Annotated in this window: 42 protein-coding genes and 1 pseudogene; 39 read left to right on the forward strand and 4 right to left on the reverse strand. The window is 42.1% G+C overall.

Annotated elements, in window-relative coordinates:
- A pseudogene (locus tag CZ379_RS07225) lies at window positions 1-230 on the forward strand (helicase-related protein); the annotation flags it as partial.
- Between the two features lie 16 nt (window positions 231-246).
- Here the strand turns inward: CZ379_RS07225 and CZ379_RS07230 are convergent.
- Both CZ379_RS07230 and CZ379_RS07235 read right to left on the reverse strand, forming a co-directional pair.
- Window positions 247-1,755: a recombinase family protein gene (locus CZ379_RS07230; protein ID WP_110931042.1), complete on the reverse strand. Its 1,509-nt coding sequence runs from the start codon at window positions 1,753-1,755 to the stop codon at window positions 247-249.
- A gap of 11 nt (window positions 1,756-1,766) precedes the next feature.
- Window positions 1,767-2,432 (reverse strand): LexA family protein, encoded by a 666-nt coding sequence (locus tag CZ379_RS07235; protein WP_110931043.1) that lies wholly within the window; start codon window positions 2,430-2,432, stop codon window positions 1,767-1,769.
- A gap of 156 nt (window positions 2,433-2,588) precedes the next feature.
- Here CZ379_RS07235 and CZ379_RS07240 point away from each other — a divergent pair, with 156 nt between their 5' ends.
- Both CZ379_RS07240 and CZ379_RS26020 read left to right on the forward strand, forming a co-directional pair.
- The gene (locus CZ379_RS07240; RefSeq protein ID WP_110931044.1) at window positions 2,589-2,819 is read left to right on the forward strand and encodes a helix-turn-helix transcriptional regulator; all 231 of its coding nucleotides are present in this window, start codon (window positions 2,589-2,591) and stop codon (window positions 2,817-2,819) included.
- Between the two features lie 30 nt (window positions 2,820-2,849).
- A complete protein-coding gene (locus tag CZ379_RS26020; RefSeq protein ID WP_199925510.1) occupies window positions 2,850-2,999 on the forward strand; it encodes a hypothetical protein in 150 nt (49 codons plus the stop codon).
- 124 nt (window positions 3,000-3,123) lie between these two features.
- Here CZ379_RS26020 and CZ379_RS07245 read toward each other — a convergent pair whose 3' ends face one another.
- The gene (locus CZ379_RS07245) at window positions 3,124-3,384 is read right to left on the reverse strand and encodes a hypothetical protein (RefSeq protein WP_110931045.1); all 261 of its coding nucleotides are present in this window, start codon (window positions 3,382-3,384) and stop codon (window positions 3,124-3,126) included.
- 87 nt (window positions 3,385-3,471) lie between these two features.
- Here CZ379_RS07245 and CZ379_RS07250 point away from each other — a divergent pair, with 87 nt between their 5' ends.
- On the forward strand, window positions 3,472-4,257 hold the full coding sequence (locus tag CZ379_RS07250) for a phage antirepressor KilAC domain-containing protein (protein WP_110931046.1): 786 nt from the start codon (window positions 3,472-3,474) through the stop codon (window positions 4,255-4,257).
- Between the two features lie 13 nt (window positions 4,258-4,270).
- Window positions 4,271-4,630 carry a hypothetical protein gene (locus CZ379_RS07255; protein ID WP_110931047.1) on the forward strand — a complete coding sequence of 120 codons (360 nt, stop codon included), beginning with the start codon at window positions 4,271-4,273 and terminating at the stop codon, window positions 4,628-4,630.
- Window positions 4,631-4,818: 188 nt separating this feature from the next.
- Here the strand turns inward: CZ379_RS07255 and CZ379_RS07260 are convergent, their stop codons facing one another.
- Window positions 4,819-5,001, reverse strand: a complete 183-nt coding sequence (locus CZ379_RS07260) for a hypothetical protein (protein WP_110931048.1) — start codon at window positions 4,999-5,001, stop codon at window positions 4,819-4,821.
- A 90-nt stretch (window positions 5,002-5,091) separates the two neighbouring features.
- Here CZ379_RS07260 and CZ379_RS26025 point away from each other — a divergent pair, with 90 nt between their 5' ends.
- The 34 genes from CZ379_RS26025 to CZ379_RS26945 all read left to right on the forward strand — a co-directional run bounded on the left by CZ379_RS26025 (window position 5,092) and on the right by CZ379_RS26945 (window position 24,295).
- Window positions 5,092-5,775, forward strand: a complete 684-nt coding sequence (locus CZ379_RS26025; RefSeq protein WP_199925511.1) for an ORF6N domain-containing protein — start codon at window positions 5,092-5,094, stop codon at window positions 5,773-5,775.
- 12 nt (window positions 5,776-5,787) lie between these two features.
- Window positions 5,788-5,964, forward strand: coding sequence for a hypothetical protein (locus tag CZ379_RS26030; protein ID WP_199925512.1), 177 nt, complete (start codon window positions 5,788-5,790; stop codon window positions 5,962-5,964).
- A complete protein-coding gene (locus CZ379_RS26035) occupies window positions 5,961-6,122 on the forward strand; it encodes a hypothetical protein (protein ID WP_199925513.1) in 162 nt (53 codons plus the stop codon). The genes CZ379_RS26030 and CZ379_RS26035 overlap by 4 nt, the downstream gene beginning before the upstream one ends.
- 22 nt (window positions 6,123-6,144) lie before the next feature.
- Window positions 6,145-6,960: a DUF7666 domain-containing protein gene (locus CZ379_RS07270; RefSeq protein WP_110931049.1), complete on the forward strand. Its 816-nt coding sequence runs from the start codon at window positions 6,145-6,147 to the stop codon at window positions 6,958-6,960.
- A 1-nt stretch (window position 6,961) separates the two neighbouring features.
- Complete coding sequence (locus CZ379_RS26935) at window positions 6,962-7,093, forward strand: hypothetical protein (protein WP_267890482.1); 132 nt, start codon at window positions 6,962-6,964, stop codon at window positions 7,091-7,093.
- A gap of 507 nt (window positions 7,094-7,600) precedes the next feature.
- Window positions 7,601-7,798: a hypothetical protein gene (locus CZ379_RS07275; RefSeq protein ID WP_110929740.1), complete on the forward strand. Its 198-nt coding sequence runs from the start codon at window positions 7,601-7,603 to the stop codon at window positions 7,796-7,798.
- Between the two features lie 191 nt (window positions 7,799-7,989).
- Window positions 7,990-8,841, forward strand: a complete 852-nt coding sequence (locus CZ379_RS07280) for a hypothetical protein (protein ID WP_110931050.1) — start codon at window positions 7,990-7,992, stop codon at window positions 8,839-8,841.
- A complete protein-coding gene (locus CZ379_RS07285) occupies window positions 8,789-9,520 on the forward strand; it encodes an ATP-binding protein (RefSeq protein ID WP_110931051.1) in 732 nt (243 codons plus the stop codon). The genes CZ379_RS07280 and CZ379_RS07285 overlap by 53 nt, the downstream gene beginning before the upstream one ends.
- Window positions 9,521-9,530: 10 nt before the next feature.
- Window positions 9,531-9,767 carry a hypothetical protein gene (locus CZ379_RS07290; protein WP_110931052.1) on the forward strand — a complete coding sequence of 79 codons (237 nt, stop codon included), beginning with the start codon at window positions 9,531-9,533 and terminating at the stop codon, window positions 9,765-9,767.
- A 390-nt stretch (window positions 9,768-10,157) separates the two neighbouring features.
- Entirely contained in the window at window positions 10,158-10,679 is a 522-nt protein-coding gene (locus CZ379_RS07300; RefSeq protein ID WP_110931054.1) for a crossover junction endodeoxyribonuclease RuvC, read from the forward strand.
- A 226-nt stretch (window positions 10,680-10,905) separates the two neighbouring features.
- Window positions 10,906-11,412 (forward strand): dUTP diphosphatase, encoded by a 507-nt coding sequence (locus tag CZ379_RS07310; RefSeq protein ID WP_110931056.1) that lies wholly within the window; start codon window positions 10,906-10,908, stop codon window positions 11,410-11,412.
- A 158-nt stretch (window positions 11,413-11,570) separates the two neighbouring features.
- Window positions 11,571-12,419 (forward strand): hypothetical protein, encoded by an 849-nt coding sequence (locus CZ379_RS07315; protein WP_110931057.1) that lies wholly within the window; start codon window positions 11,571-11,573, stop codon window positions 12,417-12,419.
- Between the two features lie 472 nt (window positions 12,420-12,891).
- Window positions 12,892-13,020 (forward strand): hypothetical protein, encoded by a 129-nt coding sequence (locus CZ379_RS26940; RefSeq protein ID WP_267890458.1) that lies wholly within the window; start codon window positions 12,892-12,894, stop codon window positions 13,018-13,020.
- A 381-nt stretch (window positions 13,021-13,401) separates the two neighbouring features.
- Window positions 13,402-13,602, forward strand: coding sequence for a hypothetical protein (locus CZ379_RS07325; protein ID WP_110931059.1), 201 nt, complete (start codon window positions 13,402-13,404; stop codon window positions 13,600-13,602).
- Entirely contained in the window at window positions 13,586-13,792 is a 207-nt protein-coding gene (locus CZ379_RS07330) for a hypothetical protein (RefSeq protein ID WP_110931060.1), read from the forward strand. The genes CZ379_RS07325 and CZ379_RS07330 overlap by 17 nt, the downstream gene beginning before the upstream one ends.
- A gap of 3 nt (window positions 13,793-13,795) precedes the next feature.
- A complete protein-coding gene (locus CZ379_RS07335) occupies window positions 13,796-14,278 on the forward strand; it encodes a sigma factor-like helix-turn-helix DNA-binding protein (RefSeq protein ID WP_110931061.1) in 483 nt (160 codons plus the stop codon).
- Window positions 14,279-14,482: 204 nt separating this feature from the next.
- Window positions 14,483-14,656, forward strand: coding sequence for a hypothetical protein (locus CZ379_RS26040; protein ID WP_199925514.1), 174 nt, complete (start codon window positions 14,483-14,485; stop codon window positions 14,654-14,656).
- A gap of 165 nt (window positions 14,657-14,821) precedes the next feature.
- Window positions 14,822-14,992, forward strand: coding sequence for a hypothetical protein (locus CZ379_RS26045; protein ID WP_199925515.1), 171 nt, complete (start codon window positions 14,822-14,824; stop codon window positions 14,990-14,992).
- Window positions 14,993-15,029: 37 nt separating this feature from the next.
- Complete coding sequence (locus CZ379_RS26050) at window positions 15,030-15,197, forward strand: hypothetical protein (RefSeq protein WP_199925516.1); 168 nt, start codon at window positions 15,030-15,032, stop codon at window positions 15,195-15,197.
- A gap of 11 nt (window positions 15,198-15,208) precedes the next feature.
- Window positions 15,209-15,544: an HNH endonuclease gene (locus CZ379_RS07340; protein WP_110931062.1), complete on the forward strand. Its 336-nt coding sequence runs from the start codon at window positions 15,209-15,211 to the stop codon at window positions 15,542-15,544.
- A gap of 5 nt (window positions 15,545-15,549) precedes the next feature.
- Complete coding sequence (locus tag CZ379_RS07345; RefSeq protein ID WP_110931063.1) at window positions 15,550-15,807, forward strand: hypothetical protein; 258 nt, start codon at window positions 15,550-15,552, stop codon at window positions 15,805-15,807.
- 659 nt (window positions 15,808-16,466) lie between these two features.
- Window positions 16,467-16,796, forward strand: a complete 330-nt coding sequence (locus CZ379_RS07350) for a hypothetical protein (protein ID WP_199925517.1) — start codon at window positions 16,467-16,469, stop codon at window positions 16,794-16,796.
- Window positions 16,793-18,469: a terminase TerL endonuclease subunit gene (locus CZ379_RS07355; RefSeq protein ID WP_110931064.1), complete on the forward strand. Its 1,677-nt coding sequence runs from the start codon at window positions 16,793-16,795 to the stop codon at window positions 18,467-18,469. Before CZ379_RS07350 ends, CZ379_RS07355 begins: the two co-directional genes overlap by 4 nt.
- 16 nt (window positions 18,470-18,485) lie before the next feature.
- On the forward strand, window positions 18,486-19,637 hold the full coding sequence (locus CZ379_RS07360) for a phage portal protein (RefSeq protein WP_110931065.1): 1,152 nt from the start codon (window positions 18,486-18,488) through the stop codon (window positions 19,635-19,637).
- On the forward strand, window positions 19,621-20,358 hold the full coding sequence (locus tag CZ379_RS07365) for a head maturation protease, ClpP-related (RefSeq protein WP_110931066.1): 738 nt from the start codon (window positions 19,621-19,623) through the stop codon (window positions 20,356-20,358). Before CZ379_RS07360 ends, CZ379_RS07365 begins: the two co-directional genes overlap by 17 nt.
- 25 nt (window positions 20,359-20,383) lie before the next feature.
- Window positions 20,384-21,559, forward strand: a complete 1,176-nt coding sequence (locus CZ379_RS07370) for a phage major capsid protein (RefSeq protein WP_110931067.1) — start codon at window positions 20,384-20,386, stop codon at window positions 21,557-21,559.
- A 29-nt stretch (window positions 21,560-21,588) separates the two neighbouring features.
- Window positions 21,589-21,777: a termination factor Rho gene (locus CZ379_RS07375; RefSeq protein WP_110931068.1), complete on the forward strand. Its 189-nt coding sequence runs from the start codon at window positions 21,589-21,591 to the stop codon at window positions 21,775-21,777.
- A 7-nt stretch (window positions 21,778-21,784) separates the two neighbouring features.
- Complete coding sequence (locus CZ379_RS07380; protein WP_110931069.1) at window positions 21,785-22,081, forward strand: hypothetical protein; 297 nt, start codon at window positions 21,785-21,787, stop codon at window positions 22,079-22,081.
- Window positions 22,078-22,458, forward strand: a complete 381-nt coding sequence (locus CZ379_RS07385) for a phage head closure protein (RefSeq protein ID WP_110931070.1) — start codon at window positions 22,078-22,080, stop codon at window positions 22,456-22,458. The genes CZ379_RS07380 and CZ379_RS07385 overlap by 4 nt, the downstream gene beginning before the upstream one ends.
- Before the next feature lies 1 nt (window position 22,459).
- On the forward strand, window positions 22,460-22,837 hold the full coding sequence (locus CZ379_RS07390; RefSeq protein WP_110931071.1) for an HK97 gp10 family phage protein: 378 nt from the start codon (window positions 22,460-22,462) through the stop codon (window positions 22,835-22,837).
- 3 nt (window positions 22,838-22,840) lie between these two features.
- Complete coding sequence (locus tag CZ379_RS07395) at window positions 22,841-23,161, forward strand: hypothetical protein (RefSeq protein WP_110931072.1); 321 nt, start codon at window positions 22,841-22,843, stop codon at window positions 23,159-23,161.
- A 4-nt stretch (window positions 23,162-23,165) separates the two neighbouring features.
- Entirely contained in the window at window positions 23,166-23,756 is a 591-nt protein-coding gene (locus tag CZ379_RS07400) for a major tail protein (protein WP_110931073.1), read from the forward strand.
- Window positions 23,757-23,766: 10 nt separating this feature from the next.
- The gene (locus CZ379_RS07405; protein ID WP_110931074.1) at window positions 23,767-24,114 is read left to right on the forward strand and encodes a hypothetical protein; all 348 of its coding nucleotides are present in this window, start codon (window positions 23,767-23,769) and stop codon (window positions 24,112-24,114) included.
- Between the two features lie 52 nt (window positions 24,115-24,166).
- Window positions 24,167-24,295 carry a hypothetical protein gene (locus CZ379_RS26945; protein ID WP_267890483.1) on the forward strand — a complete coding sequence of 43 codons (129 nt, stop codon included), beginning with the start codon at window positions 24,167-24,169 and terminating at the stop codon, window positions 24,293-24,295.

The following is a 24,295-nucleotide window of genomic DNA, read 5'->3' on the forward strand; positions in this document are numbered from 1 at the left end:
TGCTGGTAGCTACGCCGAGGCGGGATGTGGTTCTGGAGCTGGCGCCGCGGATTGCTGCAGCATTCCCTGACGAGCCGGCGGCAGTTCTTTATGGAGGGAGCTCGCAGCGCTGGGACAGGGCTAGGCTTTATTTGGCCACGACGCATCAATTGATGAGGTTCCATCAAGCTTTCGATCTCGTCATTATCGACGAGCTGGATGCCTTTCCGTATATGATAAATAGTATATGATTTAAGACACAAAAAATTAGTTTAATTTCAGTTCCTTGATGTAAAAAGGCAGTGACCTTCCTTTTCCTGCTACTCCTCTCCCAGTCTTAACTTTACATTCTATAAATATTTTTTCGAATAGTATTTGGGTTAGTTCCCTTTTGTCGTTGTCGTCCAAAACTTCCCACAGATCAGGTAACTCGAAAAACCTATTTAAATTTTCTTTAGATACGCCAATGTTTTCTGATTGCAACTCTTTTATTTTCTCGTTAATCAACTGTTCTTTGATGTCTTCTTCATTTTTTCTTTCTTTAAAATCACTAACATTGATTAAATTTTCGACAAACATATACTGCCATTTTTTTCTCCTTTCCGTAATGTTTTTAAGTTCTTTATTAAGTTTTTCTATCTCGAGGACATTTTTTTGTCTGTTTGGTGTTTTTCTTTTTAATTGATCCAATATCTTAGATTCCTCTAATTTCTTTTTTTTAATGTGTTTTAGCAACAAGTCCTCTGCTATGTGTTGTCTAAGCAGCGGTAAGTCGCACCCTTTAGAAAGTGACCTACTAGAGCAAATATAATTGTAAACATTCTCCGTCTTTGTACCGTCTACCTTGGTATTTCTATAAGGTCTTCCTATTAGTGTTGCTCCGCATCTAGCACATCTTAATACGCCAGTAAATAAGTATTCTCTTTTTTTTGAATGTCCATAAAATTCTTTTCTTTCCATCCTGGCTTTGTGTTCTTGATATTCTTCCCATGTGTAGATGGTTGGAAAGTTTGTTTCCGACCAAATTACATCAACCAGCTGTTCCTTTTTGCGAGATGCATATTTCCCGTTTTTCTTTTTTTCACCATATCTTATTTTTCCGGCATAAAAAGGGTTGTCCAATGTATACCAAACAGATTGAGAAGACCACTTCTTCCCGCGTCGCATTAGTCCCAGGGCATTGAGTTTTTTAGCTGTACTCCCCAATCCTTCACCGCTCATATACGTATCCCTTAATGTGCGTAAAATATTCGCTTCCTCTTCAACGATTAACATCGTTTTACCTGTCCATTCATAGCCATACGGCACGGGTCCACCGTGCCAGTTTCCTTTACGGACTAACTCCTCCATTCCAAATCTAACTCTTTCTGATAAGTTTTCTCTTTCCCATTGTGCTAGTGCTGCAACAATAGTAATAAATAATTTCCCCATTGCTGTAGTTGTGTCGTAAACCTCAGTGGCTGACTTGAATTTAATAGAGTGTTCCTCAAACATCTGTAGCATGTCATACAGGTCGACAACTGACCTCGTTAGACGGTCGAGACGGTAAACTAGTATAACATCATACATCCCACTTCTAGCGTCTCTCAACAAGCGTTGCAATTCTGGCCTATTTGTATCTTTAGCCGATTTTCCTTCTTCGGGGTAAACTTCTACCAGTTCCCAATCATTTTGTGATTTACAAAAATTAATCAATTTTTCCCGTTGGGCATCTAAGGAGTATCCCTCTTTCGCTTGCTCCTCTGTAGATACACGGATATAACCAGCAACTTTCATTGTTTCACCCTCTAAAATTTAATATTAAACGGAGACATAAACCAAACTAATTTTCCTATTATTTGAATCATTTCACTCTCTTCATCAGAATTGTATGTTTGTGCTCGATGTTCAGGGTTATAACTATCAGGTTCGAGCACAGTAGTGTTTTGTAGTTTGTAAATTCTTTTTAAAGTTGCTTCAAAACCATTTACAGATACAGCCACTACATCTCCATTCGCTGCCTCTTTACAAGGTGTAATCAACGCATAAGCACCGCTAGGAACGACTCTATTCATGCTGTCACCACTTACTTTTAATAAAAAAGCATTAGGGTATTGTTCTGCTACAGTTTTTGGAACGTCAATATAATCTTCTACTGGAATCATTTCTAACGGCAGTCCGGCTGAAATCGATCCGTACAAAGGTTTTGGAACGGAATCACCCACAACACTAACTGTTTTGATTGGCTTTTCTATGTCTAGACCAAGTTCATCTCCAACAAATAACAAAGGATTAACTCCAAACATTAAAGAAATTTCTTTAATTTTTGATAGGTGAGGAGATTGCTCTCCGGTTTTCCACCTGCTTATTGTTGACTTGTTAACATTTAATCTACGCGCTACTTCCGCATCATTAAGTTCAGATTTATTAATCAGTTCACCAAAAACTTTACTAAACGCACTCATTTTTTCCATTTAATCTCACTCCTCCTATGTTGTCTATAATACAACAAAATTGTGCCTTGCACAACATATATATTGAAACTAAAATGATTATTATAAAAAACACAAAATATAGTTGCGTCGGGCGCAACGTTGGTGTAATATAGGTATTAGCAAGGAGGTGATAACATGCGTAAACTTGCTACTGAATATGCAGAATTGGCTTATATCAGAAAGAATGTAAAAAAGTTCAACGCTACTCAAATGGCTGAGGCCATTGGGAAAAGCACGGAAACATACTTACGATCCGAACGTGGCGAAAGAGAATTTACACTATCTGAAGCTATGAGAATCGCTGTTTTTTTGGAAATGCCTATAGATGAAGTGTTTCCAAAAATTTTTAAAGTAAACGTTGCGTGAGGCGCAACTATAGAGAGGTGGTGTTGCGCAATGGACAATACTCTATCTGATAAGGCCGAAAATGAGCTGTATCTATTTATCGGACGCATTTTACCGAAGTATGTTGTCGAACTAAATAAAATCACTAAAGAGCGCAATAGAAAAGAGATTCTAACTTTGGAACATAAAGAAGCTGTATAGAAAGGAGTAACCAAAATGACAAACCTGATCAAAGAAATTGTGGGTTGCTCAGAAAAAGAAGCTAACGAACTTCTTAAACTGAGCAAAAAAGAATTGGCTTTTGTAATTGCATCTAAAGAAATAATTAAGAATTTAAATCGATACCACGTTCCTTTAGTTGAGCAGTAAGAGCTTTGTGATACTCCTCAAGCATAGCTGACATCATTTCTTCGATGATAATGATATTTGTTTTTTGCTCACGGACAAGTTTAGCCATTTCAGGGTCTTGTTCTTCTAGCAAACGTGACAATTCATTTTTCGGTTCATTTTTTTCCTGAACAAAGCGTTTCGCAATTGCTTCACTTGACTTTTCAAATGCAACTCGTTTGATTTCATCGAAATTCATATTTAACCATTCTCCTTTCTTTAAAAATTGGTAAGTCTGGACAACTTCATTTTAGCAGAAAGGAAAAACAATCAAAGGAGTAACTGTATGAAAAACACTGAGTTAACTTTATTCGACGGTCATAACGTAGCAATCTTATTCCCGGATGATGTAAACATCCAATTTGTCGGAGATTTTATCATCAGCGCGAAGGACGTTGCGGCAGTTCTTGAATATCAAGGTGCATCGGCAACGAGTGAAGTCCTTAAGTTTTGTAAGAATAAACATATATACACTGTAAAAAATTCAGACATGGCGAATCGCCATATCCGAAAATTGAACAACGCCGGGGAAAAATTCATTTCGAACTTATCATTAAATCGCATCTTAGGACAATCACAACAACCTAAAACAGGAAAGTTCCAAGACTGGCTATATGAAGACATGCTCCCATCAGTTCAAAAGTTCGGGGCTTACCTCACGCCATCCAAAATCGAAGAGGTATTACTCAATCCTGATACGATCATCGACCTGGCAACGCAATTAAAAGCAGCTAGGGAAGAAAACGAGAAGCAGAAACCACTCGTGGCATTTGCGGAAATTTGCCTACAGTCTAGCGACTCGATAAAGGTTAGAGACTTGGCGCACTCGCTTAGTAGTCACGGTATTACAATCGGTCAAAACAGGCTCTTTGAAAAGCTACGGGAGTGGGGTTTGATTAGTCAGAAATCCACGGAACCGACACAGCGGGCGGTTGAGCAAGGACTGTTCGAGGTTGTCACCGGGGTAAAGCAAAAGCCTAGCGGAGAGCCGTTTACATGGCGTACGCCTTACGTGACAGTTAAAGGCCAGGTTTATGTAACTGACCGCTTGCGAAAAGAAATGATTGCTTAGAAAGGAGTAGCCCATGAACCCGAATGCGATTGTGTTAACACCAGAACAGTTTGAGAAATTACAGGAAAATTTGAAATCTGAGCTGCTTGCACAGTTGAAAAGTCAACACAAGCCAAAACGAATGTATTGCACTGAATGGATTAAAGTTCGAACTGACTTAGAAGAACTGTTATGCGGCGATTACAACGACGGATGCGGTCAATGGTATATGAACCAGCAAGGAGTATATGCGGTGTTCAGGCTAGCGTTTCAAAAAGAGCGGGTGCAATACCTGAATGGCGTTAAAGAGGGTCGACTAACCAACTTTTATACCGAGCTAATGGCACTCATTAATAAGTATCGTGATGGACAAGACCTTGAAGGGAAGGAGTAATGAAATGAACCCAAAACAGAACAAAAATTTTATCGGTAAAGAAAACCTCCATTCGCCGGAGCAAACGGAGGATCAAATGATTTCTTGCTTGAAAGAACAATTTTCGTTGTTGGCAGCTTGGAATGTTAGAAATTTAAACCTCGATCCAGAACAAGTTAGAAAAAACATTGAAACAATGCTTGTGATATTTACTCACTTACCTTCTTGTCCAGGTTCTCCAGAGTCTCATTAACACTTACTATGACGTTGTTGACAGCTTCAAGGGTAAGTGATGAACTAATTGAATTTCCATTTTTATAAACAAGCCTTGGGTTTGCGTTAATCAAAGCAACAACAATTTCGACAGCCAGTTCTTTGTTCGTTTTAGACATATCTCAACCTCCCTTCAATGTAATGAAAGCTCAACACTTCCAAATATTCGACAGGGAGAGCACAAATCCTATACGGAAAGGAATGATTATGTGAATCAATTAGTTCAAATCAAAGTAGACAACTACTCTCAGTCGGTAACGATCAAGGAGTTCGAGGGAAAACGTGTCGTCACACTTAAAGAAGTAGACGAGCTACACCTTAGACCAGACGGAACAGCAAGAAGAAATTTCAATGAGAATAAAAAGCATCTTATCGAGGGTGAGGATTTTATCGTACGAAATTCGTACGAAGCCAAAAATGAGTATGGCATCACAGCTCCTAATGGTTTAGTGCTTCTAACAGAGTCGGGTTATCTCATGTTGGTCAAATCCTTTACAGATGATCTTGCATGGAAAGTGCAGCGGCAACTAGTTAACAGTTATTTCCGTGTACAAGCATCTAACCGCGACACTGTAAAAGGCTTACTGCTCGCGACTAAGAACCTCTTGGCAGCACACGAACTTATGGAAGAACGTGTGGATGATCTTGAAGACAAGGTAGAAAACCAGATCACACTCGATAGCGGGCAGCAGCGGCGTTTGCAGCAAGCGATTAACAAAAAGGTATGCAGCATCGAACCGGACAAAACGGAGCGTGGAGAACTGTTCAGGCAGCTACACCGGGAGATTAAAGACCGCTGGCAAGTCCCGAGTTACAAGGATATTCGCAGACAGGATTTACAGGATGTTTTAAATTACGTTTCCGCTTGGGTTCCGATCCGGCGAGCTAGTTAGGAGGTACAAGCCATGAACCTTAACATGGACGATTTATACACAATTAGCATAGCTTTGTCAGATCGCATCGAGAAGCTAGAAAAAATACTGGCCTACAGATATGACGACATGATCGACAAAACAAAAAAAAAGGTAGAAGACTTGCTGGCAAGGGTTGAACGTGAAAGGAAAGGGGAGACAAGCCAATGAGTTACGAGGAAGAAATATTGCGTGTCACGTTTCAAAATTTGCTAGATCGAAAGGTTAGCCCGGAGCAATTGCAAGACTTCATAGACCGCTCCAAACGCTATCACGCTGGCGATGAAAATCTTATTGCAGTGTTAGACGAGCTGGAAAAACAAATCTAAATCAAATTAGGAGGAGTATCAAATGTCAATCAAAGGTTGGAAAGGTTTCGACAAGGATTTGAAATGCCGTGGAATGCAGTACGAGGTAGGCAAAACGTTTGAAGAACAGGAAGCGGTGGCTTGCAGCAAAGGGCTTCACTTTTGCGAAAATCCACTTGATGTGTTTGGCTACTATCCACCAGCGGACAGCCGCTACGCAGAAGTTGAGGGCAATGGTCAGTTATCCCGTGATGGTGACGATAGCAAGGTTGCGGCGACTCGCTTACACATTAAAGCAGAGATTGGGCTTCCTGGCATTATCAAGGCTGGCGTGGATTATATCAAATCAAAAGTAGATTGGGACAATGCCAAGGAATCAAAAACAGGCGACCGGAGCGCAGCAACCAACACAGGCTCCCGTAGCGCAGCAACCAACACAGGCTACCAGAGCGCAGCAACCAACACAGGCTCCCGTAGCGCAGCAACCAACACAGGCTCCCGTAGCGCAGCAACCAACACAGGCGACCGTAGCGCAGCAACCAACACAGGCTACCAGAGCGCAGCAACCAACACAGGCGACCGTAGCGCAGCAACCAACACAGGCTCCCGTAGCGCAGCAACCAACACAGGCGACCGTAGCGCAGCAAGTGTAGAGGGAAAAGAGTCTGTAGCGATGGCAATTGGTTACGAAAGCAAGGCTAAAGGCGCTATGGGATGCTGGATCGTCCTGGCAGAGTGGGAAGAGGGTGACGAAGGATATCACATTACAGATGTGCAAAGTGCTCATGTCGATGGTGAGAGAATCAAACCGGATACATGGTACATGCTTAAAAACGGTGATTTTGTGGAGGTTGAATAGTATGGGCAAATACCAAGGCGGTAAAAAGAAAGGCAATCTCATTTACGTTCGTTGTGGCGGCGCTTGGTTTGAAATCAACGCATTGATTCAAATGGAAAAGGAAGCCGCTCGTTACAGGGCTTGCACAGTATAGAAAGGATGTGAGGTCATGAGCAACGCAAACATATTTACAGTCGCTCTTAAGAATGGGGAAGTAGTTTTTGCGGATAGGACAAAATGCAGGTTTATGATTTATCCGCCGGGTCACACATCGGCATCTTTTAATTTGAAAAGTGCCTTTGACATTATAGCCTTGCGAGATTTACTTAACGATGCGTTTCCACCGGAGGACTTTAGGTATGATCCAGTGCGCCGGGTGTGAGAGAGAAGCCTTGTATGAAGTCTACAAAGACATTAAGCAGCCGCACTGTTTGGAGCACATGTTAGAAGCTATTGATTGCAGTGAATTTGTATATGTTAGAAGGTTGGATGAACTTGCAACTAAAAGTCAGGATCGCGGCGAAGGATGATTTTGCGTCACGATATGCGCTGGCGCTGGTAGGTGGTCGGTATGTAGACGGGAAGCATCCAAAGTTCGAGTTTCAGAACCACGCACACAGAGGCGATTATGACCGTGTGTTACGGAGATTGGAGGAAGAGAATGCAGCATCTAACAAAGGCGCTAACCGATCTAAAGCAGCTCCAAGAAGATATCCATTGCCAGTCGGTGGGACACGCCTTGTGCGCAATGGGAGAATTTATAACCCATGGCACCTTGGATAGTGTTATAGCCAACTTGGAGACAGTGGAACAGGTGCTAGAAACGAAGAATGACCACGGTTGCCGCCGTGATCACTAAGACACTTTCAAATAAATTGTTACGGACACAATAACNCTTACTATCCAATCCCATGCATACGCTAGTCCACTCAAATAAAAAGTACTGGATGCCTCGGCTTCTACTCTATTTGCAAAACATGAAAGATGGTAAAGACCCAAGTGTGATTTTGAACGAATTACGGAATAAAGCAAAACTAAGCGGGTGGTGACATGAGCGGATGGATCAAACTCCATCGGAAGTTGATGGAAAGCGAAACGTTTTCCAGACTCACTGCAATACAAAAAGTCATTGCTATTTATATCGTACTGAACGCCAATCACGATGATGGCGTTTGGTACGACAAATACAAGGATATCGAAGTTGAGGTAAAGCGTGGTCAATTGGTTACGTCTAGAGCAAAAATCGTCAATGAATGGTTCCGAGATGATAAAGATGTAACTGAGATGAAAGTAAGGACATGCTTAGACAAATTAGAGAGATTAGGTTTTTTAACCAAGTCTACAACCAGTAACTTCACACTCATAACAGTGCTTAACTATGAGGTTTATCAAGGTTCAGATACAGACGACAACCAAGAAGATAACCAAGTCGTAACCAAGTCTCAACCAAGTGTTAACCAAGCAATAACCACAAACAAGAATGATAAGAATGTTAAGAATGATAAGAAGGTAAAGAAAGAAGATATATACTCTCCTGAATTTGAATCTTTCTGGACTGCTTATCATCCAAACAAAAGAGTTGGAAAAAAAGTTGCATGGGGTAAATGGCAGACTGCAATTAAAACCGGAGAGAACGCTGAACTAATAATTTCATGTGCTGCAAATTACACGAATCAATGCCAAAGGAAAAAAACCGAAACTCAATACATTTTGCATCCATCTACTTTTTTAAACAAAGAAAGATACAAAGATTACCTGAAAGGAGGAGCCGAAGGTGGAGAGTCTAAAGGACGCACTCAAGAGCTTCGATCTGGAAGCGATCAAAAAGAAAGCGAGTATGCTTTCCTCGATGAAAACCGACCAATTGAATGGGAATGCGAACCAGACCCAACAATCTTTTAACTGTGAGAAGTGTAAAGACCAAGAGGGCTGGTTCTATCGCAACGAGGAAGGGAAGGAATACTGGCGAGATTGCGAGTGTGTAATGAAAAAAAGAATAGAGAGAATTATGAAGTCTAGCCACATCACGGAGGAATTCCAAAAGAAGACCTTCGGCAACTTCGATCACGAGGGAAGGCCTGATGTAGTCGTTCAAGCCTTCCAGATAGCCCGCAAATACGTTATAGACTATCGGAGCATCAAACAGACGAGGCATAACAGCGTGGCGCTCCTAGGCCGTCCAGGGTGCGGCAAAACGCACCTCCTTATGGCAGTGTCTAACAACTTGATACAAAAAGGTGTTGAAGTGGTCTACTTTCCTTGGGTCGAAGGATTCAACGAATTAAAAAGTGACTTTGATCGAGTAGAAGAGCGGATAAATAGATTGCAACGGGCAGAGGTTTTGTACATTGACGACATGTTCAAGGGGCGCAAAGAGCCAACGGACTTTCAAAAAGAGCAATTATTCGCAATTATCAATTTTCGCTATCTCGAAAACAAGCCGATCCTTGTAAGCTCCGAAAAGAGCATTGCTGAAATGTGCGAGTTTGACGAAGCGATTGGCAGCCGCATAAACGAGATGTGCCGGGATTACAAAGTAACCATAGCTGGTGGGATAGAGCTAAATTACAGACTGCAATAGGAGGATGACCATGCAAATTGATGATTACGAACTGTTTGACAAGGACTTTGCTGAATTTGTCCGCAGGGGTCGGGAGGCATTCGGATTTGCTGCGGAAGAAGTAGCCCAGGACACGAGTCGGAGCTGGGATGATCGAATAAGAGCTACAGCAGAGATATTGCATAAAGAGAGGGGTGCGGAAATTGCCTACAGGTTACAGGATGGAAACACAGTTCGTATCCCGAAGGAAAATTTACTTAGCCTGTGAAGAACTAAATTTTGTTTGGGACGGGACGGAGGTTAGCAATTTCCGCAACATGTGGGATGACGGGAAAAGCATAAGGCAAATAGCAGAAGTGTTAGACCGGGATCCAGACGAAGTTTTGATACTGGCACTAGATCAATCGAAGCGTGATCTGATACAACCACGAGACGGCGGATTACTAGGAAGAATGGCGTAAAGGGAGGGCGAGGACATGAAAGGTTGTAGGATGCCAGGATGCCAACGGTTCGCGTCTAGGCATTGGGCGCTAGTAGATGTGTGTTATCACTGCTTTGACAACATACAAGCGGAAACGCAAAGGTTTTATGCAAAGCGGATAAAAGCAAGCGAACGGACTTTATACAAGCAAATACAAAATATCAGGGGGAAAGCACAATGACAAGGTTTGTAGGCATTGACCCGAGTACAAAAACAGGAGTGGTTATTTTAGACCATGACGGCAACATTCTCGACACGATGGAGATAACGGCAAAAGGGCAAGACCCGGCACGAATGGCGGACATCATCGAAACTACCATTGAGCAGCTAGAACCGGGCGATGTAGTAGCGATAGAGGGCTTTGGTTTCGCCTCACAGTCTGGATTCCTGCTTGGCGGTATCGGATGGGGCATTCGAGTGGGTATGTACTTGCAGGATAACCAGTACATCGAGGTGGCGCCAACACAGGTTAAAAAGTTTGCCAGTGGTAAGGGCAACACGAAAAAGGACGAACTTGCGGTACACATTTACAAGCATTGGGGCTTTGAGAGTAAAAGCGACAACGTGCGAGACGCATTTGTTTTGGCTCAGATTGCACGTTCAATCCGCACTGGTGTATTTACTACCAAATACCAGCAAGAGGTCATACAGGCGATTCTAGCGCCTCCAAAATCGAAGAAATCTAAGAAGGCGGTGTAAAGCATGCAGATGATTATAAGATTTCTCGTTTGCTTGGGTTTAGCCTTAATACCAGTAAGCTTCTACATGTTTGTGTTGGGCGTGTTTTTGAATAAGGAATCGGCGGTGATTGCTGGGATGAATGTAGTAATTGGAATTATGTCAATTGCTCTCATTCCAATGTACAAGGCAGAGGCGAAGAACATCTGGCGAAATATCAAACGTAATTTTTGGAAAGGGAGATAACATGAACATTGTAAAACTATACAACATGCAAAAAGAGTTGGACGATCGGATTATCGAAAAGCACGGATTGAGAGGTCAGGACTTATTGCCGAATACAGTGCTGGCGTTACAAATAGAACATTGCGAACTCTTTAACGAATGGCGCGGCTTCAAGCATTGGAGTAAGGATCAAGAACCACGGCGGCGAAATATGATTACGGAAGCATCCGACTGCCTTCACTTTTTCCTATCAATCGCGCAGCAACTCGATATCCCGGCGGAGAACTTGTCAACCTATGATGACTCATTTGAAGGTAGCACGCCAGTATTACTATCTGAACTATTGATCACGATCGGGCTAATAAATACTTACGAGGATCGTTACAGAAAAGTATACGCGTTTAGAAATGCCTGGTTCCTATTTTGGAATATCCTTGAACAACGACTGCAAATATATCCAGACGATCTATATCAAGCCTATTTAGACAAAAACGCCGAGAATCACAAACGCCAAGACACAGGATACTAATGACATGCTGTTTGAACGCCAAGAACGCCGTTTCTAGCGACTTACAGATCGAATGAGTATAAACGGAAGGGTAGAGACTTAGAGGGGCTTAAACAAGCTCCCAGGACGCGCGCAAATGTAAAGCTGAGTTTTCGGGGAAGAATAGGAGGTTGAAAAAGATGGATAAAGAGACTATTCATGTCGGGTTATACGGTGGAAAAGGGTTGTTCGGGGGCAAAGAAAAGCCGCTGGAAGCCAGTGTCATACATTGCGATAAACACAGCAAATGCTCTTATTACAATAATAATCAATGTCTAAGAGTGCGGAGCTTCGGCGGTATGGGGTGTAAATTCGGACGAAATACGACTCATACGGGGTATACCAGCCGAGCGAGGAAATACGGAGAATTCAAGGCTCAATGGCAGGGTCATGAATGCTATGGAAAATTGAATTATCCACCTAGAAAGTTGGGTTTGGTCAATGGTTATGTGGTATTTCCTTACCCTCATATCAAGATTTCAGAAGAGGAAGGATATGAGGTTGAATCTCCTTTTCTATTCGCAAGTGACGGAGCATTTATACAAGAACGGTATTTCACGGTGGAACTGATTCGGAAGATATGCCTGTTTAGACCACAAGCGGTTTTTGGTGGAGAAATAACGGATTATCAAAAGAAGATTGTTCCTTTGTTCCTCTCGCACCTAAAGGAAGTTATGCCAGAAAAGTATCAAGAATATATCCAAACTTATCCTAGCGAGGAGCAAAGCATTAGCTATGTGGGAAGAAGGGCAAAATTAAAAACCGTGGCTCCATCCAAGGTTAATTACGAATCTTCGCAGTACCCACAGTTCAACGAGGCGTGGAATTGGGACGGAGAACGATTGATATATGAATCAGGCAATCTAAGTGGATTCAAAGTGATAAAAGATTACACCATTGAAACTTTAAGCATCATTCCAGGCGATCAGTCCATTATCACCATTACGAGCAATGATCAAGTAACGGATAAAACTGTATTTGTTGATTAAGGAGGACTGAGCATGTTAGGTAAAGCNAAGGGAGAGATAAAATGTATGGCAAAAGAATTGATTTGGTCGGAAGAGAGCGATTTTGTATATGGCAGAGCAGTAGAATTTGAGAACAAAGAAGACTTTATCAATACAGTTAAAGATCAGTACGAAGACGGAGAATGTGAAGTGGCTGACGTTAAAATTCAGCCTTGTGTCTGGACTGAAAGGACTATACCTAAAGAGTGTCTCGTAACTCTTTCTTCAGCATATGCAGTAATTGAAAACTACTACACGGCATCTGTAAGCGATATAGAGTAAAACAGCCGAAGGCCCTCGACTCGACCGCAATACCCAGCGAAGCGGGGGCCGATAATGGTGCATTTACTTTAGGAGGACAACCAATCTATGAAGATCCTGAATATATCAGTGAAGAATGCGAAGTGATAGGCACACGCTTTGACAATCCAGAGCTATTAGGGGAGGTAAGAATATGAACGAGCTGTTAGAAGAAGGTGTGTGTCCTGTATGCGGCGGCGATATAAAACACTGGAATCAAGGGATATATGAATGCCAGGATTGCGGCGCAATGATTCCGGACGATGACGAAGATGATGAGTAGGGGAGGTAAGAGAGTAATGAGAGTGACAGTAGATCGTCAATGTAATTGCCATAACTGTTTTAGATTCTCGCATTATGTGATTGAAATATCGTATGGAACTAGCGGCTGTTTTTATCTATGTGCCAGATGTGCTGACGCGCTAAAGGACGAGTTGAAAGAGATTAGGGAGAAAAGATTTGGTATGAAGGACAGCCAGCAGTTATAACTCGTATTACGCAAGATAATGAGTTATGGATAGAGCCTGATGGTATTGGAAAATTCCAAGCCCCGATTCATTGGGGAGACGAATTTGATTACGAGGATTATGAGGATGGTCTTCGAGTGGAGTTGCTATCTCCGAATATAAAATGGTTCTGAAATCTTTGAGGGGAGGAATAGAACATGAGTAAATGGTGGAAAGAAGTAAAACTACCAAACGAAACGCCGGAGCAGCGAGAGAGAGCGCTGCGTGAAGCTTTAGAAGAGATATGGATACAAGGTAAAGACCGCGGCACATCATCTATACCGTGGCGTATGGCTTACAAGGCAGAAAAAACATTAAAACTACTTTACGGGGAAAAACCATATGAAAATATCAGCTAAATCGTATTGGGTGTGGACGGAGAAGGCCGAGAAGGAGAATCCGCAACGTTCCCGAGCGGGCGAGATGATTTGGCCTCACTATGCCAAGGAAGCGCCGAAAGAATGGCTAGAACAGGGTCTAATCGTGGACAAGTCCGAATATGCAGCAGAGGGGCAAGTGGAGCTGTTTGATTTGCTAGAGGGGGTGTGAGGCATGGAAGACCTATTAAAGTCCTACAGGGAAACGAGGGCGATTATACAAAACGCCAAAATAAAAGCCGATCCAAAGGACGAAGAGACAGTAAAAACGCTAGGAAGCATGTTATCCGATGTACAGTATACGATTGATTGGTTAAACAGAGGCCATCCTCCAGCACCTAGGAGGGGCATACACAGACGATCTAGGGAGCAGAGGGAATTACTAACCGAACCACTTAGGATGCAGTCTTATGCCAATCCAGCGGCTTGCGGAAGCCCTACAACCATCACAGACAGCGAACGACAACGGATAGACGAGGCAATGTACATGCTTACCGAGAGAGAAAGAGAATGCTACATCATGAAATTTGGCCGTTGCTTCACGGAACATGAAATAGCTGGACTTTTGGGACTTTCGAGGGCAACAGTCCAAACAAACATTAGACGGGCAGAAGTTAAAATAAGTGAGAGTTTGAGCAAAAATTTGTTTCTGGCATAGTTTCGGTTGAATATGTAGAAATGTGATTTCTTGTCATCATAAAGCCACCTTATAGTAGAGGGGTAAATACTCCTAGCGATTGATTATGTATACATCCGTTGTAGTGTGCAAACTCATTCGGGAGGTGTAATCAATCAGCCCTCGGGCGGATCGAAAATGAGTTCGGTTCGCTCGGTGTGGGGCAAACGTTATAGGGGTGATCTTATGAGGGTAGGAGATAGCAGAGTCTTTGGGTACCGCATAAACGGGATGATCGTTCACAATATCGGCGAGGTTATTAATGTGGGGCGCAAAACCCTGGACGGACTTCGGGTGGTGGAAGTAAGATTCAAGGATGGCATCCGATCATACTCATTAGATCATTTTCAACAAAGGTAATTCGTAACCTTAACATATTCGTTACTCCACTCTTGCCAGAAGGTACAGATTGACACCTGTACACCTCCTTTCAGACCGTGACCAGAGCGGTTAAAGAGTGTGATCCTGGGGGCTGCCGCTGCCTAAGTAAAGCGGTTTGTGGTATTATCTCTTCGAGGTGAGGGAATGAAGTGGATCATTGTAAGGGAATATAATGATTACGAAGTTGCTGTTGATGAGTTTGAAACATACGACGAGGCAAAGAAGGAATATGATTCGCATAATAACGAGCACAGCTTGTTCCAGAAGATATATCTTGCAAAAGTCGAGGAAAGTTCAGAAACAGGTCGCCAATAAGGCGGCTTTTTTATTTTATATAGGGAGGGTAAACGAAATGTTAATGGTAGCGTGGGTTCTATTTATAACTCAATCCTTGGCAAGCCTGATCAATGTAATCGGCTTATTTTGTGAGGATGATGCAAAAGGGCGAGTAAAAATAGGAGTAAACCTATTGTTTAGTGGGATGCTTGTTTGGTTTTTTATTAATTATTTATTCTATTAGCGAGTAGAAACATGAAACAATACAAAACGCCCGAACAAAAGCGCAAGTTCTACGACAGCAAAGAATGGAAACGTACCCGTGAAGAAGTAAAGGAACGCGACAATTACGAATGCCAAGAATGCAAGCGTCAAGGGCTCGTCACGATTGACACTAACGAGTACAGCGAGAGAGCAAAGCGTAAGAAGATACAACTAGTGGTGGATCATATTAAAGAGTTGGAAGATCATCCAGAGCTAGCCTTAGAAATAGACAACCTAGAGACACTATGCGTTATGTGTCACAACATTAAGCATGGGCGAGTGTTCAAACCAAACATAAACAAGTGGGATCATGATGAGAGGTGGTAGCGGAGATGATGAGTAATAAAGATCATGTAAACAATTTAGTAGAGAAGAGATTGGGAGAGATAGAGCGAGAAGCTGAGGTGCTACGCAACACCATTAATAGCCTTCAAGAAGAGATTAGAGCAGAAGAAGGAAAACTTAGTGCGTTAGGCTATGAAAGGGTGCAATTGCTAACATACCTTGATGGATACAGCGAGATGAATCACGTGGTGAAAAAGAATATAAATTGTTCTGAATGCGGGACTGGTTTCATTTTTAAAAAGTAAAACCAAAGGGGAGTAGTAACACGGCGAAAAGGTGGTGGGTGACAGTGGTTGAGTTGGGTTGGTTACTTACTAAATATGTAACATTGCCGATTGTACTTATAATCTGTTTGGTATATTTAGCGCATTTTTTAAAGCGACGAAAGAATGGTTGATATATAGCGCGCGTGTTGTGAGCGAGGAACATTGCTAAAACAACAGCGAGACAGGCTGTGTGAGGGAGGTTCGAGTGATGAAGTTTAAACTAATGCATCATCAATGCCTGGACGAAGAGTGTGGATACAGTGAGACCAGCCACAAGGCTGGCGATGCCAAGAGATGCTCAAGGTGTGGTAGTAGGTTCGTTGCTAGTAAGTACGTAGACAAGCACAGTGAGAGTGAGTGTGTGTCGTCATGACGGAGGGTGCAGCAGCGTGTGTGGCGAGTAGTCAATCGTATCGGTCGGGTGTCGGCAGGTAGGTGGATGGAAAAGGAAATATTTCGACATGGTTCATGAATGCTTTCGTGGACTAAAGCGATGAAGCCCCCCGGTCAAAAACTTTAGCCAAGTGCAGCGACCCGGGCACCGGTGGGGGGAGTGTTTTGTCGAGTTTTTTGCTGTTTTCGTGCGATATTAATTATTGGGAACTAATGTAAAATATTTAAGAGAGGGGGAGATTCGGTTGACTGCCATAGACAGGGACAAATTAAGGGGAAAAATCGAAACCGATTTAACGAAACAAATGAAAGTGAACGGAACAACATTCAGTTACCACAGTGATTTAATTCAGGATTATCTATCATTATGGGATTTGAAGAATGATCTGATCGATGATATCCAGAGCACAGGCATAACTGTTCCGGGTATGCACGGGCCTAAATCGAACCCGTCAATTAATGATTTGCATAAGACCAATGACCGAATGATCAAAATACTGGATGCCTTGAATTTGAATGTGCCAAAAGCGGATAACAGTCCTCCTAAGGGTGGTTCGAAAAGTGATCTGTTATGATCCGACAAAAGTATGTTGATGAATACATTGGGTATTACCGATTTGGCAGAATCAAATTTAATGAAGAGCGAATCCAGTTAATTGAATACCTTGAGCGGGACATTATATCTCGCGACGATCTATATTTCGACGACGAAATGATTGAGAACTGTATCCGGTTTATTGAGAAGTGGTATTTCCCACTCCAACCGTTTCAGAAGTTCTTAATTGCTTTCGTTTTTTTATTTTCTAAGAAGACTGACCGTGTTTTCTACCGCAAACACCTATGGATGATGGGGCGCGGAGCTGGTAAAAACGGATTAATCTCTGGTCTATGTCACTTTCTAACTAGTGAACTACACGGAATAGACGAATACAATATATCGGTTATAGCCAACTCGGAGGAACAAGCTAAAACATCAGTCGAAGAAGCGGCTAAGACAATAAAGCGTGAGTCGGTGCTTCAAAGGCATTTCAAGGCTACAGCTACTCAAATACTTTGTAAAGTAACGAACAGTATCTTTAAGTTTAGAACGTCCAATGGGAACACCAAGGACGGTTTAAGAGACGGCATGGTAGTGTTCGATGAAATACACTACTTCGAGGACAACAAGGATGTACGAGTCCATATAAGCGGTCTAGGGAAGAAGAAGAACCCTAGAGAGTTTTACATCGGTACAGATGGTTATGTGCGTGACGGCTTCCTAGACAAAACAAAAGAGATCGCTTTAAAGGTGCTTAAAGGCGAATCACGTTCTAACGCCATGTTCCCGTTTATATGTAAGCTCAACAATGAGGACGAGGTGGACGACCCTGCAAATTGGGAAATGTCTAACCCGATGCTGAGTAATCCTCGTAGCGAGTATGCACAAGGCTTATATGAAACGATTTTAGAGGAATACCAGGACTTGGTTGACGACCCTTCCAATAGAGAAGAATTCATGACAAAACGTATGAACTTGCCTGTTACAGACCTTGAAAGGTCGGTAGCTAAGTGGGAAGAGATCGCAGCTACTAATCAACCTATACCTGAATTGGAGGGTAAAGAGTGCATCGGTTCTATTGACTTTGCACAAATCAGGGACTTTGCAGCAGTTGGGCTTGTGTTCAAGCATGATGGGCAAATACCGTTTATAACGCACTCCTTCGCTCGTAAGGAGTTCGTAGATAAATACTATGGCTACTCTATGCGGCAAGTTGAAAAAGACCGCAAGTTCGCTCCTATAAGGGAATGGGAGCAGCAGGGCCTGTTAACCGTGCTCGACGAGGAAATGATCAACTTTGAACACATCGTCAATTGGTTTGTTACAATGCGCCTGAAATACAGCATCACAAAGATCATCGGGGATAACTACCGCATGGAAGTTTTACAACCAATGCTTGAAGCGGTTGGTTTTGAGGTTGAAGTCATTCGCAGACCAGAAGCTATCCACGGCCTTCTAGCGCCTCGTGTGGAGATGTATTTCTCTAAGCGCATGTTTGTGTGGGGTGACAACCCTCTAATGCGCTGGTACACAAATAACGTCTTAGTAAGCATAGATAAAAACGGTAATAAGACATATGGCAAGAAAGAACAGATCAGACGTAAAACAGACGGTTTCCAAGCTCTAGTGCATGCCTTATATCGTATTGAAGAAATAAGCGAGGACACCTTAGATGATGCGTTGAGCGCCTTAGACGACTTGAATTTCTAGTGAGGGGGTGAGAAGAATGAGGTTCCTGCCACTTGTGCTAAGGCGAGATGAAAATCAAAAACAATCATTTGAATTCGATTTTGATTTTACTGATTTACCTGTAAAAGACTATTTAAAAAAAATGGTGTTAGAAACTAACGCCAATTTCATAGCTAGAACGATCAGTTTGACTGAATTTAGAATTATGCAAGACAATAAACGTATTTATGACGATTGGGATTATGTATTAAACGTTAGACCTAATGCAGACCAATCAGCAGCCGAATTTTGGCACTCAGTCGCTTATAAACTGATTTACGACAATGAGGTTTTGGTTGTCGCTAGTGATGATGGTCAATTGCTTATAGCTGATAGTTTTGAGCGAGTAGAATATGCAGTATATGAGGATATATTCAAAAATGTAACGGTAAAAGATTACACTTTTCAGCGTAATTTCATGAGAAGTGAAGTGTTTTACTGGACTTATAACAATGAAAAACTCAATACCTTGCTTAACACTATGTTTGCTGATTATGCAGACTTGTTCACGCGAATGTTTGAAACTCAAAAACTGAGTAATCAAATCCGAGGAACAGTGGAATTAGACAGCACTCAGGCATTGAACGAGGAGAATAAAGAGAAGTTACAGAAGTTCATAGACCGTCTATTCCAATCATTCAAGAAAAGCGCAATAGCTTTAGTTCCGAAATTAAAAGGGTTTGACTACAACGAAGTGAGCAATGGCGCAAACAATGGGAAATCTGTTGAAGAATTAGCAAAGCTAAAACGAGATTTGACAAATGATGTAGCTAACATTTTAGGTATTCCAACTTCCTTAATACATGGAGACTTGGCAGAATATGAAACAGGTATTAAGGCTTATGTTAAATTTTGTTCGGCTCCATTTCTTAAAAAATTGCAAGATGAGCTTAATGCGATTGCCATCGAAAAAGAAGATTATATGAAAGGTAAAAGGATTCAAGCAAGAGGCATAGCAGAATTAAATCCACTCGAATTAGCTACAGCAATAGACAAGCTAAGAGCTAGTGGAGTGTATAACGGTAATGAAATCAGAATTAAGTTAGGTGATGAACCAGTGGACAATCCGTTACTAGATGAATACGTGCTAACCAAGAACTATGAAAAAGCATCGAAAGGGGGTGAGGAAGGGAATGCGAAAAATGACTAAGCAAGATTTCTTGAAATCATTCAAAAACCAAACATATGTTAATCAACTAGAAAAAATCGAACGAAAACTTGATGCTAAAGTAAATGAAGCCAGTAACAACACTGAAATCACGATTTACGGAGTTATTGGTGACAGTTGGTGGGATGATTCTGTTTCCGCATCGGACATTGACAACCTCCTGAAAGACATTACAGGTGATATTGTGATTAACCTCAATTCTCCTGGTGGCGATGCTTTCGATGGAATAGCTATTTACAACCGACTGAAAAAACACGATGGTAAAGTAACCGTAAATATTGACGGTTGGGCGTGCTCTGCCGCTTCTGTAATCGCTATGGCTGGCGATACAGTTAATATGGGGCTTGGTGCTATGCTAATGATTCACGAAGCTAGCTCATTGGTTTGGGGCACTAAAAAAGAAATGCGTAAGGAAGCAGATGTATTAGATCAACTTGAAGAAGGAATCATTGACATCTACATGACTAAAGCAAATGTTAGTCGTGAAGAAATTCGTCAAATGGTTGATGCTGAAACGTGGTTTAGTGCTTCGAAAGCTAAAGAAATTGGCTTTGCTACTGTAATTGAAACCAAAGAAGATGAAGTAACGAACTTACGAAATCAAATCACAGATTTACAAAACGAATTACAACAATATAAAAACCAAAATCAAGCACCGCAGCAACCTCCTGTTAACAAGGGAAGTCGCAGGGTGCTTTATTAATTTTATAATATGGAGGTCATGAACAATGACAATGAAATTAAACAATCATACTAAAGCTTATGAAACTGCAAAAGCCAATTACGCTAATGTGTTGAAAAATGAAGAGTCTACAGCAGAACAAATTGAAACTGCTTGGACTGAAATGCAAGACGCGCTTGTAAATTCATTAACCACCCAAATTACTAACGAAGTGCTATCGAACAACATTGACAACGCTGTTTTAGCTAGTCGTGGCGTTAATGTATTAACTTCCGAAGAAAAGAAATTCTTCAATCAAGTAGTTGCTTCAGGTGGTTTTAGTGATGAAGATATTCTTCCGAAAACTACTGTAAATAGGGTGTTTGAGGAATTACAAAATGAGTACCCGCTTCTAGCTGCTATTGGCATTCAAAATTTAGGAGCAGTTACTCGTTATATCGAGTCAGACCCGACAAAAGCATACGCTTGGGGCAACCTGTTTGATGGTATTGCTGGTCAAATTTCTACAGCATTTAGTGATAGAGAAGTTGGTCAATTAAAACTTACTGCTTACGCTGTGATTCCTAACGACATGTTGGAACTTGGCCCTGAGTGGGTTGAGCGTTATGTGCGTGAACTACTTAAAGAGTCTTACTCCACGGGTCTTGAATATGGCTTTGTAAATGGCCGCGGAGCCACTCAAAAAGAACCAGTTGGTTTAATGAAGGATGTAGCTGAAAATGGTGCTGTAACAACCAAAACGTCTAATGGAACGTTGACATTTGCACCTTCTCAATTTGGTGAAGTTGTCGCTGGCGAATTACACGATGTGGTAGCTGCATTGTCAGTTGATGCCAAAGGAAAAAAAGTAAAGGTTGCTGGCAAGGTTGTAATGGTTGTCAATCCAACAGATGCGATTGCAGTACAATTCCGGAACACTATCCAGACAACTAACGGGCAATGGGTAACTGCATTGCCTTACAACGTTCAAGTTGTGGAATCAGACCAAATTCCAACTAAACAAGCTTTGTTCTTTGTTAAAGGTCGCTATAATGCTCGTCTTGCTGGTGGTGTTACGGTTAAAAAATTCGATCAAACACTAGCAATTGAAGATGCTACATTATACACACTTAAACAATTCGCAAACGGTGAGCCGAAAGACAACAAAACGGCGCTATTATACGATCTGGATATTAAGTTCGGAAGTGGAGGCGGAACAGAAGAAGAGGAAGAGACTCCTTAATGGGGTCTCTTTTTTAGGAGGGGATATAAATGTCTGAATCCTACAAGGTAGTCCGCAAATTTAAAGACACGAAGCATAACGGTCATGTTTACGAGGTTGGGGAAACTTATCCAGCCGAGGGGCAAAAGACAACTAAAGCGCGTGTTAAACAGTTATCAACTACGAACAACAAATATGGAAAGGTTTTTATCGAGCCTATTAATTATGAAAAGGAGTGATGTTTGAATGGCTGATATCATCACTCCTGAAATCTTGCAGGAATTTAAAGACCGCATGCATCTTGATGACGATGAAAACGGCAATTTATTACGCATACTCAAAGCGTCTCATGCAGATTTGATAAAGATTTGCGGAGATTACGATATTGAGGATGAAAGGTTCAAAGAATTGGTATTCGAGCGGGCCCGTTATGCCTATAACGATGCGCTTGAATACTTCTATACCAACTTTCTAACGCAGCTTAACAACTTGAACCTGGGCAAAGCTCTTGACGAGATCAAGCTAGAGGGTGATACAACTTGAAAGCTTATGAGTACAACCCTAACCGCTACTATAAAGACACTCATTCAGGACGTTTTAACAAGCGCATCGCCTTTTGGGGCCCGACAATTACACAAGATGAAATAGGCAACGAGATTGAAACGTTCGGTGAGATCATTCAAGTATGGTCAATGGTCAAAACGACTAAAGGCTCAGAGTACCCGGCAGCAGCGCAGACCAATACAGTAAACATTGTTCGCTTCGTCGTGCGGTATTCCGAGACTATGCACGATCTGTTTACAACTCACAAAACAAAACTCGAAGTGCGATACAAAGGTGTTGCTTACGATATTAAAAGCATCATCAATGACGACGAAACGAACAAGACGTATACAATCATAGCCGAAGGGAGACTGTGACGTGGGAATCTCAATTGATGATCTAGCAAATGAAATCACCAGCGCAGTCAAGTCGTATACGGATGATGTGACCAGGGGAATTGAAAAAGAGGTAGATAAAACTTCAAAGACAGTCACAAAAGGAATATCCTCTGATTCACCTAAGAAAACAGGCGAGTACGCGAAGGGTTGGACGCGAAAAAAGACAGCACAAGGCGGGACGGTGCGCTATGTTATCCATAACAAGAAAAAGGGCAGCATAGCTCACTTGTTGGAGTTTGGACACGTCAAACGGGGCGGCGGTCGTGTTGCAGGAAAGCCACATATCAGACCAAACTACGACCGTGAAGTCCCAGAGATGGTAAACCGAATAAAAGCGATCATCCGAAACGGAGGGTGATGCATGACACAGGTTGAATTGTTAAATCTACTCAAGGCTATCGGCTACCCGGTGGCTTATTCGCATTTCAACTCAGATCCACCAGCGCCATATTTGGTCTATCTGTTTGCTTACGATACCGATCTAATGGCAGACAATCGAAATTACGTTGAAATAAGTAATTTTCAGATTGAGCTTTACACCGAGATAAAAGATTTAGCTGCTGAAAAGAAGGTTCAGGACACCTTGAAAGTCGCTGAATTGCCGTACAGAAAAAATGAATCGTGGATCGAGTCGGAAAAACTCTATCAAATAATATACGAAATACAACTAATAGGAGCGTGACAAAATGAGTCAAAACAAGGTTACATTTGGTCTTAGCCGCGTTCACATTGCTTTCGTGGACGAAACTGAGGAAACACAACCAGCATGGGAAACGCCTATCGCTATTCCTGGTGCTGTACGTTGGACTCCTGAAGCTCAAGGAGATTCTAATACGTTTTATGCAGACAATACCTCTTACTACGTAATCACGTCCAACAACGGTTACACAGGGGAGTTGGAAATGGCTAATGTACCGGACGAGATTAAGGCGAAAATGCTTGGCTGGGAAATTGATGATAACGGAATGTTGGTGGAAATCTCGGACGCTAAGCCTAGGAAATTCGCGCTTATTGGTCAGATCGAGGGAGACAAGAGGAATCGCAGATTTGTTTACTACGATTGCCAAGCAGACCGCCCGGCGAAGGAACTTACCACTAAGGGCGAAAGCATTGAACCGAACACCGACGTTATGAACATGAGTGTAACCCCAATTGAAGTAGACGGACGAATGATTGTTAAAGGTGATTTGGAATTGAGCGACACCAACGCAACAGCCTATAACAGCTTTTTTACAGCGGTGTATCTGCCAACCTTTACAGCAGTCCCAACACCATAAGGAGGACAATATGAGAGAAATAAATATCGGTGAACAAGTCGTTAGAGTCAGGGCAACTCCCCTGGCTCTTTTGTTTTATAAGCAAGAGTTTAAGGGAGACATACTCGGAGACATTGCCAAAATGCAAGATGTACAGCAAGACATTAGCAAACTAGATACAGTTGTCTTTCTTCAACTTATTTGGGCTATGTCAAAGGCGGACTCATTTGGGACAGGGCAATTCCCTTCCTTCATTGATTGGGTGGCATCGTTGGATTCGTTTGACGTGGCGGATCCAAATATCCTTAATGAGGTGCTGGAGGAAGCTGCAAGCGGCTTTTTTCGTTCCGGAGTCAAAGGAGCAATCAAAAAGCGGTAGAACTCCAACAAGGTTGGACACTTTCTTATTAGCTATCGGGAAGAAAATAGGTTTGAGTTTCACGGAAATAAATGAACTTCGCGTTATTGATTTGATTGATTTGGCGAAAGATTTTGCTGGTGCCGAAGACAACAAGCCGCGAGAGGCTACACAAGAAGACATAGACGCTTTTTACAGGTAA

This window comes from Paenibacillus bouchesdurhonensis, assembly GCF_900155685.1.
GTDB lineage: Bacteria > Bacillota > Bacilli > Paenibacillales > Paenibacillaceae > Fontibacillus > Fontibacillus bouchesdurhonensis.

Excerpts from the sequence above, each read along its gene's own strand:
- CZ379_RS26940 (WP_267890458.1), top strand. The coding sequence starts at position 12,892 with ATGAACGAGCTGTTAGAAGAAGGTGTGTGTCCTGTATGCGGCGGCGAT.
- CZ379_RS07330 (WP_110931060.1), top strand. The coding sequence starts at position 13,586 with ATGAAAATATCAGCTAAATCGTATTGGGTGTGGACGGAGAAGGCCGAG.
- CZ379_RS07235 (WP_110931043.1), bottom strand. The coding sequence starts at position 2,432 with ATGGAAAAAATGAGTGCGTTTAGTAAAGTTTTTGGTGAACTGATTAAT.
- CZ379_RS26030 (WP_199925512.1), top strand. The coding sequence starts at position 5,788 with ATGAACCTTAACATGGACGATTTATACACAATTAGCATAGCTTTGTCA.
- CZ379_RS07400 (WP_110931073.1), top strand. The coding sequence starts at position 23,166 with ATGAGTCAAAACAAGGTTACATTTGGTCTTAGCCGCGTTCACATTGCT.
- CZ379_RS07260 (WP_110931048.1), bottom strand. The coding sequence starts at position 5,001 with ATGTCTAAAACGAACAAAGAACTGGCTGTCGAAATTGTTGTTGCTTTG.
- CZ379_RS07365 (WP_110931066.1), top strand. The coding sequence starts at position 19,621 with ATGCGAAAAATGACTAAGCAAGATTTCTTGAAATCATTCAAAAACCAA.
- CZ379_RS07280 (WP_110931050.1), top strand. The coding sequence starts at position 7,990 with ATGAGCGGATGGATCAAACTCCATCGGAAGTTGATGGAAAGCGAAACG.
- CZ379_RS07310 (WP_110931056.1), top strand. The coding sequence starts at position 10,906 with ATGAACATTGTAAAACTATACAACATGCAAAAAGAGTTGGACGATCGG.
- CZ379_RS26050 (WP_199925516.1), top strand. The coding sequence starts at position 15,030 with ATGTTAATGGTAGCGTGGGTTCTATTTATAACTCAATCCTTGGCAAGC.
- CZ379_RS07270 (WP_110931049.1), top strand. The coding sequence starts at position 6,145 with ATGTCAATCAAAGGTTGGAAAGGTTTCGACAAGGATTTGAAATGCCGT.
- CZ379_RS07285 (WP_110931051.1), top strand. The coding sequence starts at position 8,789 with ATGAAAACCGACCAATTGAATGGGAATGCGAACCAGACCCAACAATCT.
- CZ379_RS07360 (WP_110931065.1), top strand. The coding sequence starts at position 18,486 with ATGAGGTTCCTGCCACTTGTGCTAAGGCGAGATGAAAATCAAAAACAA.
- CZ379_RS07340 (WP_110931062.1), top strand. The coding sequence starts at position 15,209 with ATGAAACAATACAAAACGCCCGAACAAAAGCGCAAGTTCTACGACAGC.
- CZ379_RS26045 (WP_199925515.1), top strand. The coding sequence starts at position 14,822 with ATGAAGTGGATCATTGTAAGGGAATATAATGATTACGAAGTTGCTGTT.
- CZ379_RS07240 (WP_110931044.1), top strand. The coding sequence starts at position 2,589 with ATGCGTAAACTTGCTACTGAATATGCAGAATTGGCTTATATCAGAAAG.
- CZ379_RS07290 (WP_110931052.1), top strand. The coding sequence starts at position 9,531 with ATGCAAATTGATGATTACGAACTGTTTGACAAGGACTTTGCTGAATTT.
- CZ379_RS07275 (WP_110929740.1), top strand. The coding sequence starts at position 7,601 with ATGCAGCATCTAACAAAGGCGCTAACCGATCTAAAGCAGCTCCAAGAA.
- CZ379_RS07335 (WP_110931061.1), top strand. The coding sequence starts at position 13,796 with ATGGAAGACCTATTAAAGTCCTACAGGGAAACGAGGGCGATTATACAA.
- CZ379_RS07395 (WP_110931072.1), top strand. The coding sequence starts at position 22,841 with ATGACACAGGTTGAATTGTTAAATCTACTCAAGGCTATCGGCTACCCG.
- CZ379_RS07345 (WP_110931063.1), top strand. The coding sequence starts at position 15,550 with ATGATGAGTAATAAAGATCATGTAAACAATTTAGTAGAGAAGAGATTG.
- CZ379_RS07255 (WP_110931047.1), top strand. The coding sequence starts at position 4,271 with ATGAACCCGAATGCGATTGTGTTAACACCAGAACAGTTTGAGAAATTA.
- CZ379_RS26040 (WP_199925514.1), top strand. The coding sequence starts at position 14,483 with ATGAGGGTAGGAGATAGCAGAGTCTTTGGGTACCGCATAAACGGGATG.
- CZ379_RS26935 (WP_267890482.1), top strand. The coding sequence starts at position 6,962 with ATGGGCAAATACCAAGGCGGTAAAAAGAAAGGCAATCTCATTTACGTT.
- CZ379_RS07325 (WP_110931059.1), top strand. The coding sequence starts at position 13,402 with ATGAGTAAATGGTGGAAAGAAGTAAAACTACCAAACGAAACGCCGGAG.
- CZ379_RS07230 (WP_110931042.1), bottom strand. The coding sequence starts at position 1,755 with ATGAAAGTTGCTGGTTATATCCGTGTATCTACAGAGGAGCAAGCGAAA.
- CZ379_RS07405 (WP_110931074.1), top strand. The coding sequence starts at position 23,767 with ATGAGAGAAATAAATATCGGTGAACAAGTCGTTAGAGTCAGGGCAACT.
- CZ379_RS26020 (WP_199925510.1), top strand. The coding sequence starts at position 2,850 with ATGGACAATACTCTATCTGATAAGGCCGAAAATGAGCTGTATCTATTT.
- CZ379_RS07355 (WP_110931064.1), top strand. The coding sequence starts at position 16,793 with ATGATCCGACAAAAGTATGTTGATGAATACATTGGGTATTACCGATTT.
- CZ379_RS07370 (WP_110931067.1), top strand. The coding sequence starts at position 20,384 with ATGACAATGAAATTAAACAATCATACTAAAGCTTATGAAACTGCAAAA.
- CZ379_RS07380 (WP_110931069.1), top strand. The coding sequence starts at position 21,785 with ATGGCTGATATCATCACTCCTGAAATCTTGCAGGAATTTAAAGACCGC.
- CZ379_RS07250 (WP_110931046.1), top strand. The coding sequence starts at position 3,472 with ATGAAAAACACTGAGTTAACTTTATTCGACGGTCATAACGTAGCAATC.
- CZ379_RS07315 (WP_110931057.1), top strand. The coding sequence starts at position 11,571 with ATGGATAAAGAGACTATTCATGTCGGGTTATACGGTGGAAAAGGGTTG.
- CZ379_RS07375 (WP_110931068.1), top strand. The coding sequence starts at position 21,589 with ATGTCTGAATCCTACAAGGTAGTCCGCAAATTTAAAGACACGAAGCAT.
- CZ379_RS26035 (WP_199925513.1), top strand. The coding sequence starts at position 5,961 with ATGAGTTACGAGGAAGAAATATTGCGTGTCACGTTTCAAAATTTGCTA.
- CZ379_RS07300 (WP_110931054.1), top strand. The coding sequence starts at position 10,158 with ATGACAAGGTTTGTAGGCATTGACCCGAGTACAAAAACAGGAGTGGTT.
- CZ379_RS07245 (WP_110931045.1), bottom strand. The coding sequence starts at position 3,384 with ATGAATTTCGATGAAATCAAACGAGTTGCATTTGAAAAGTCAAGTGAA.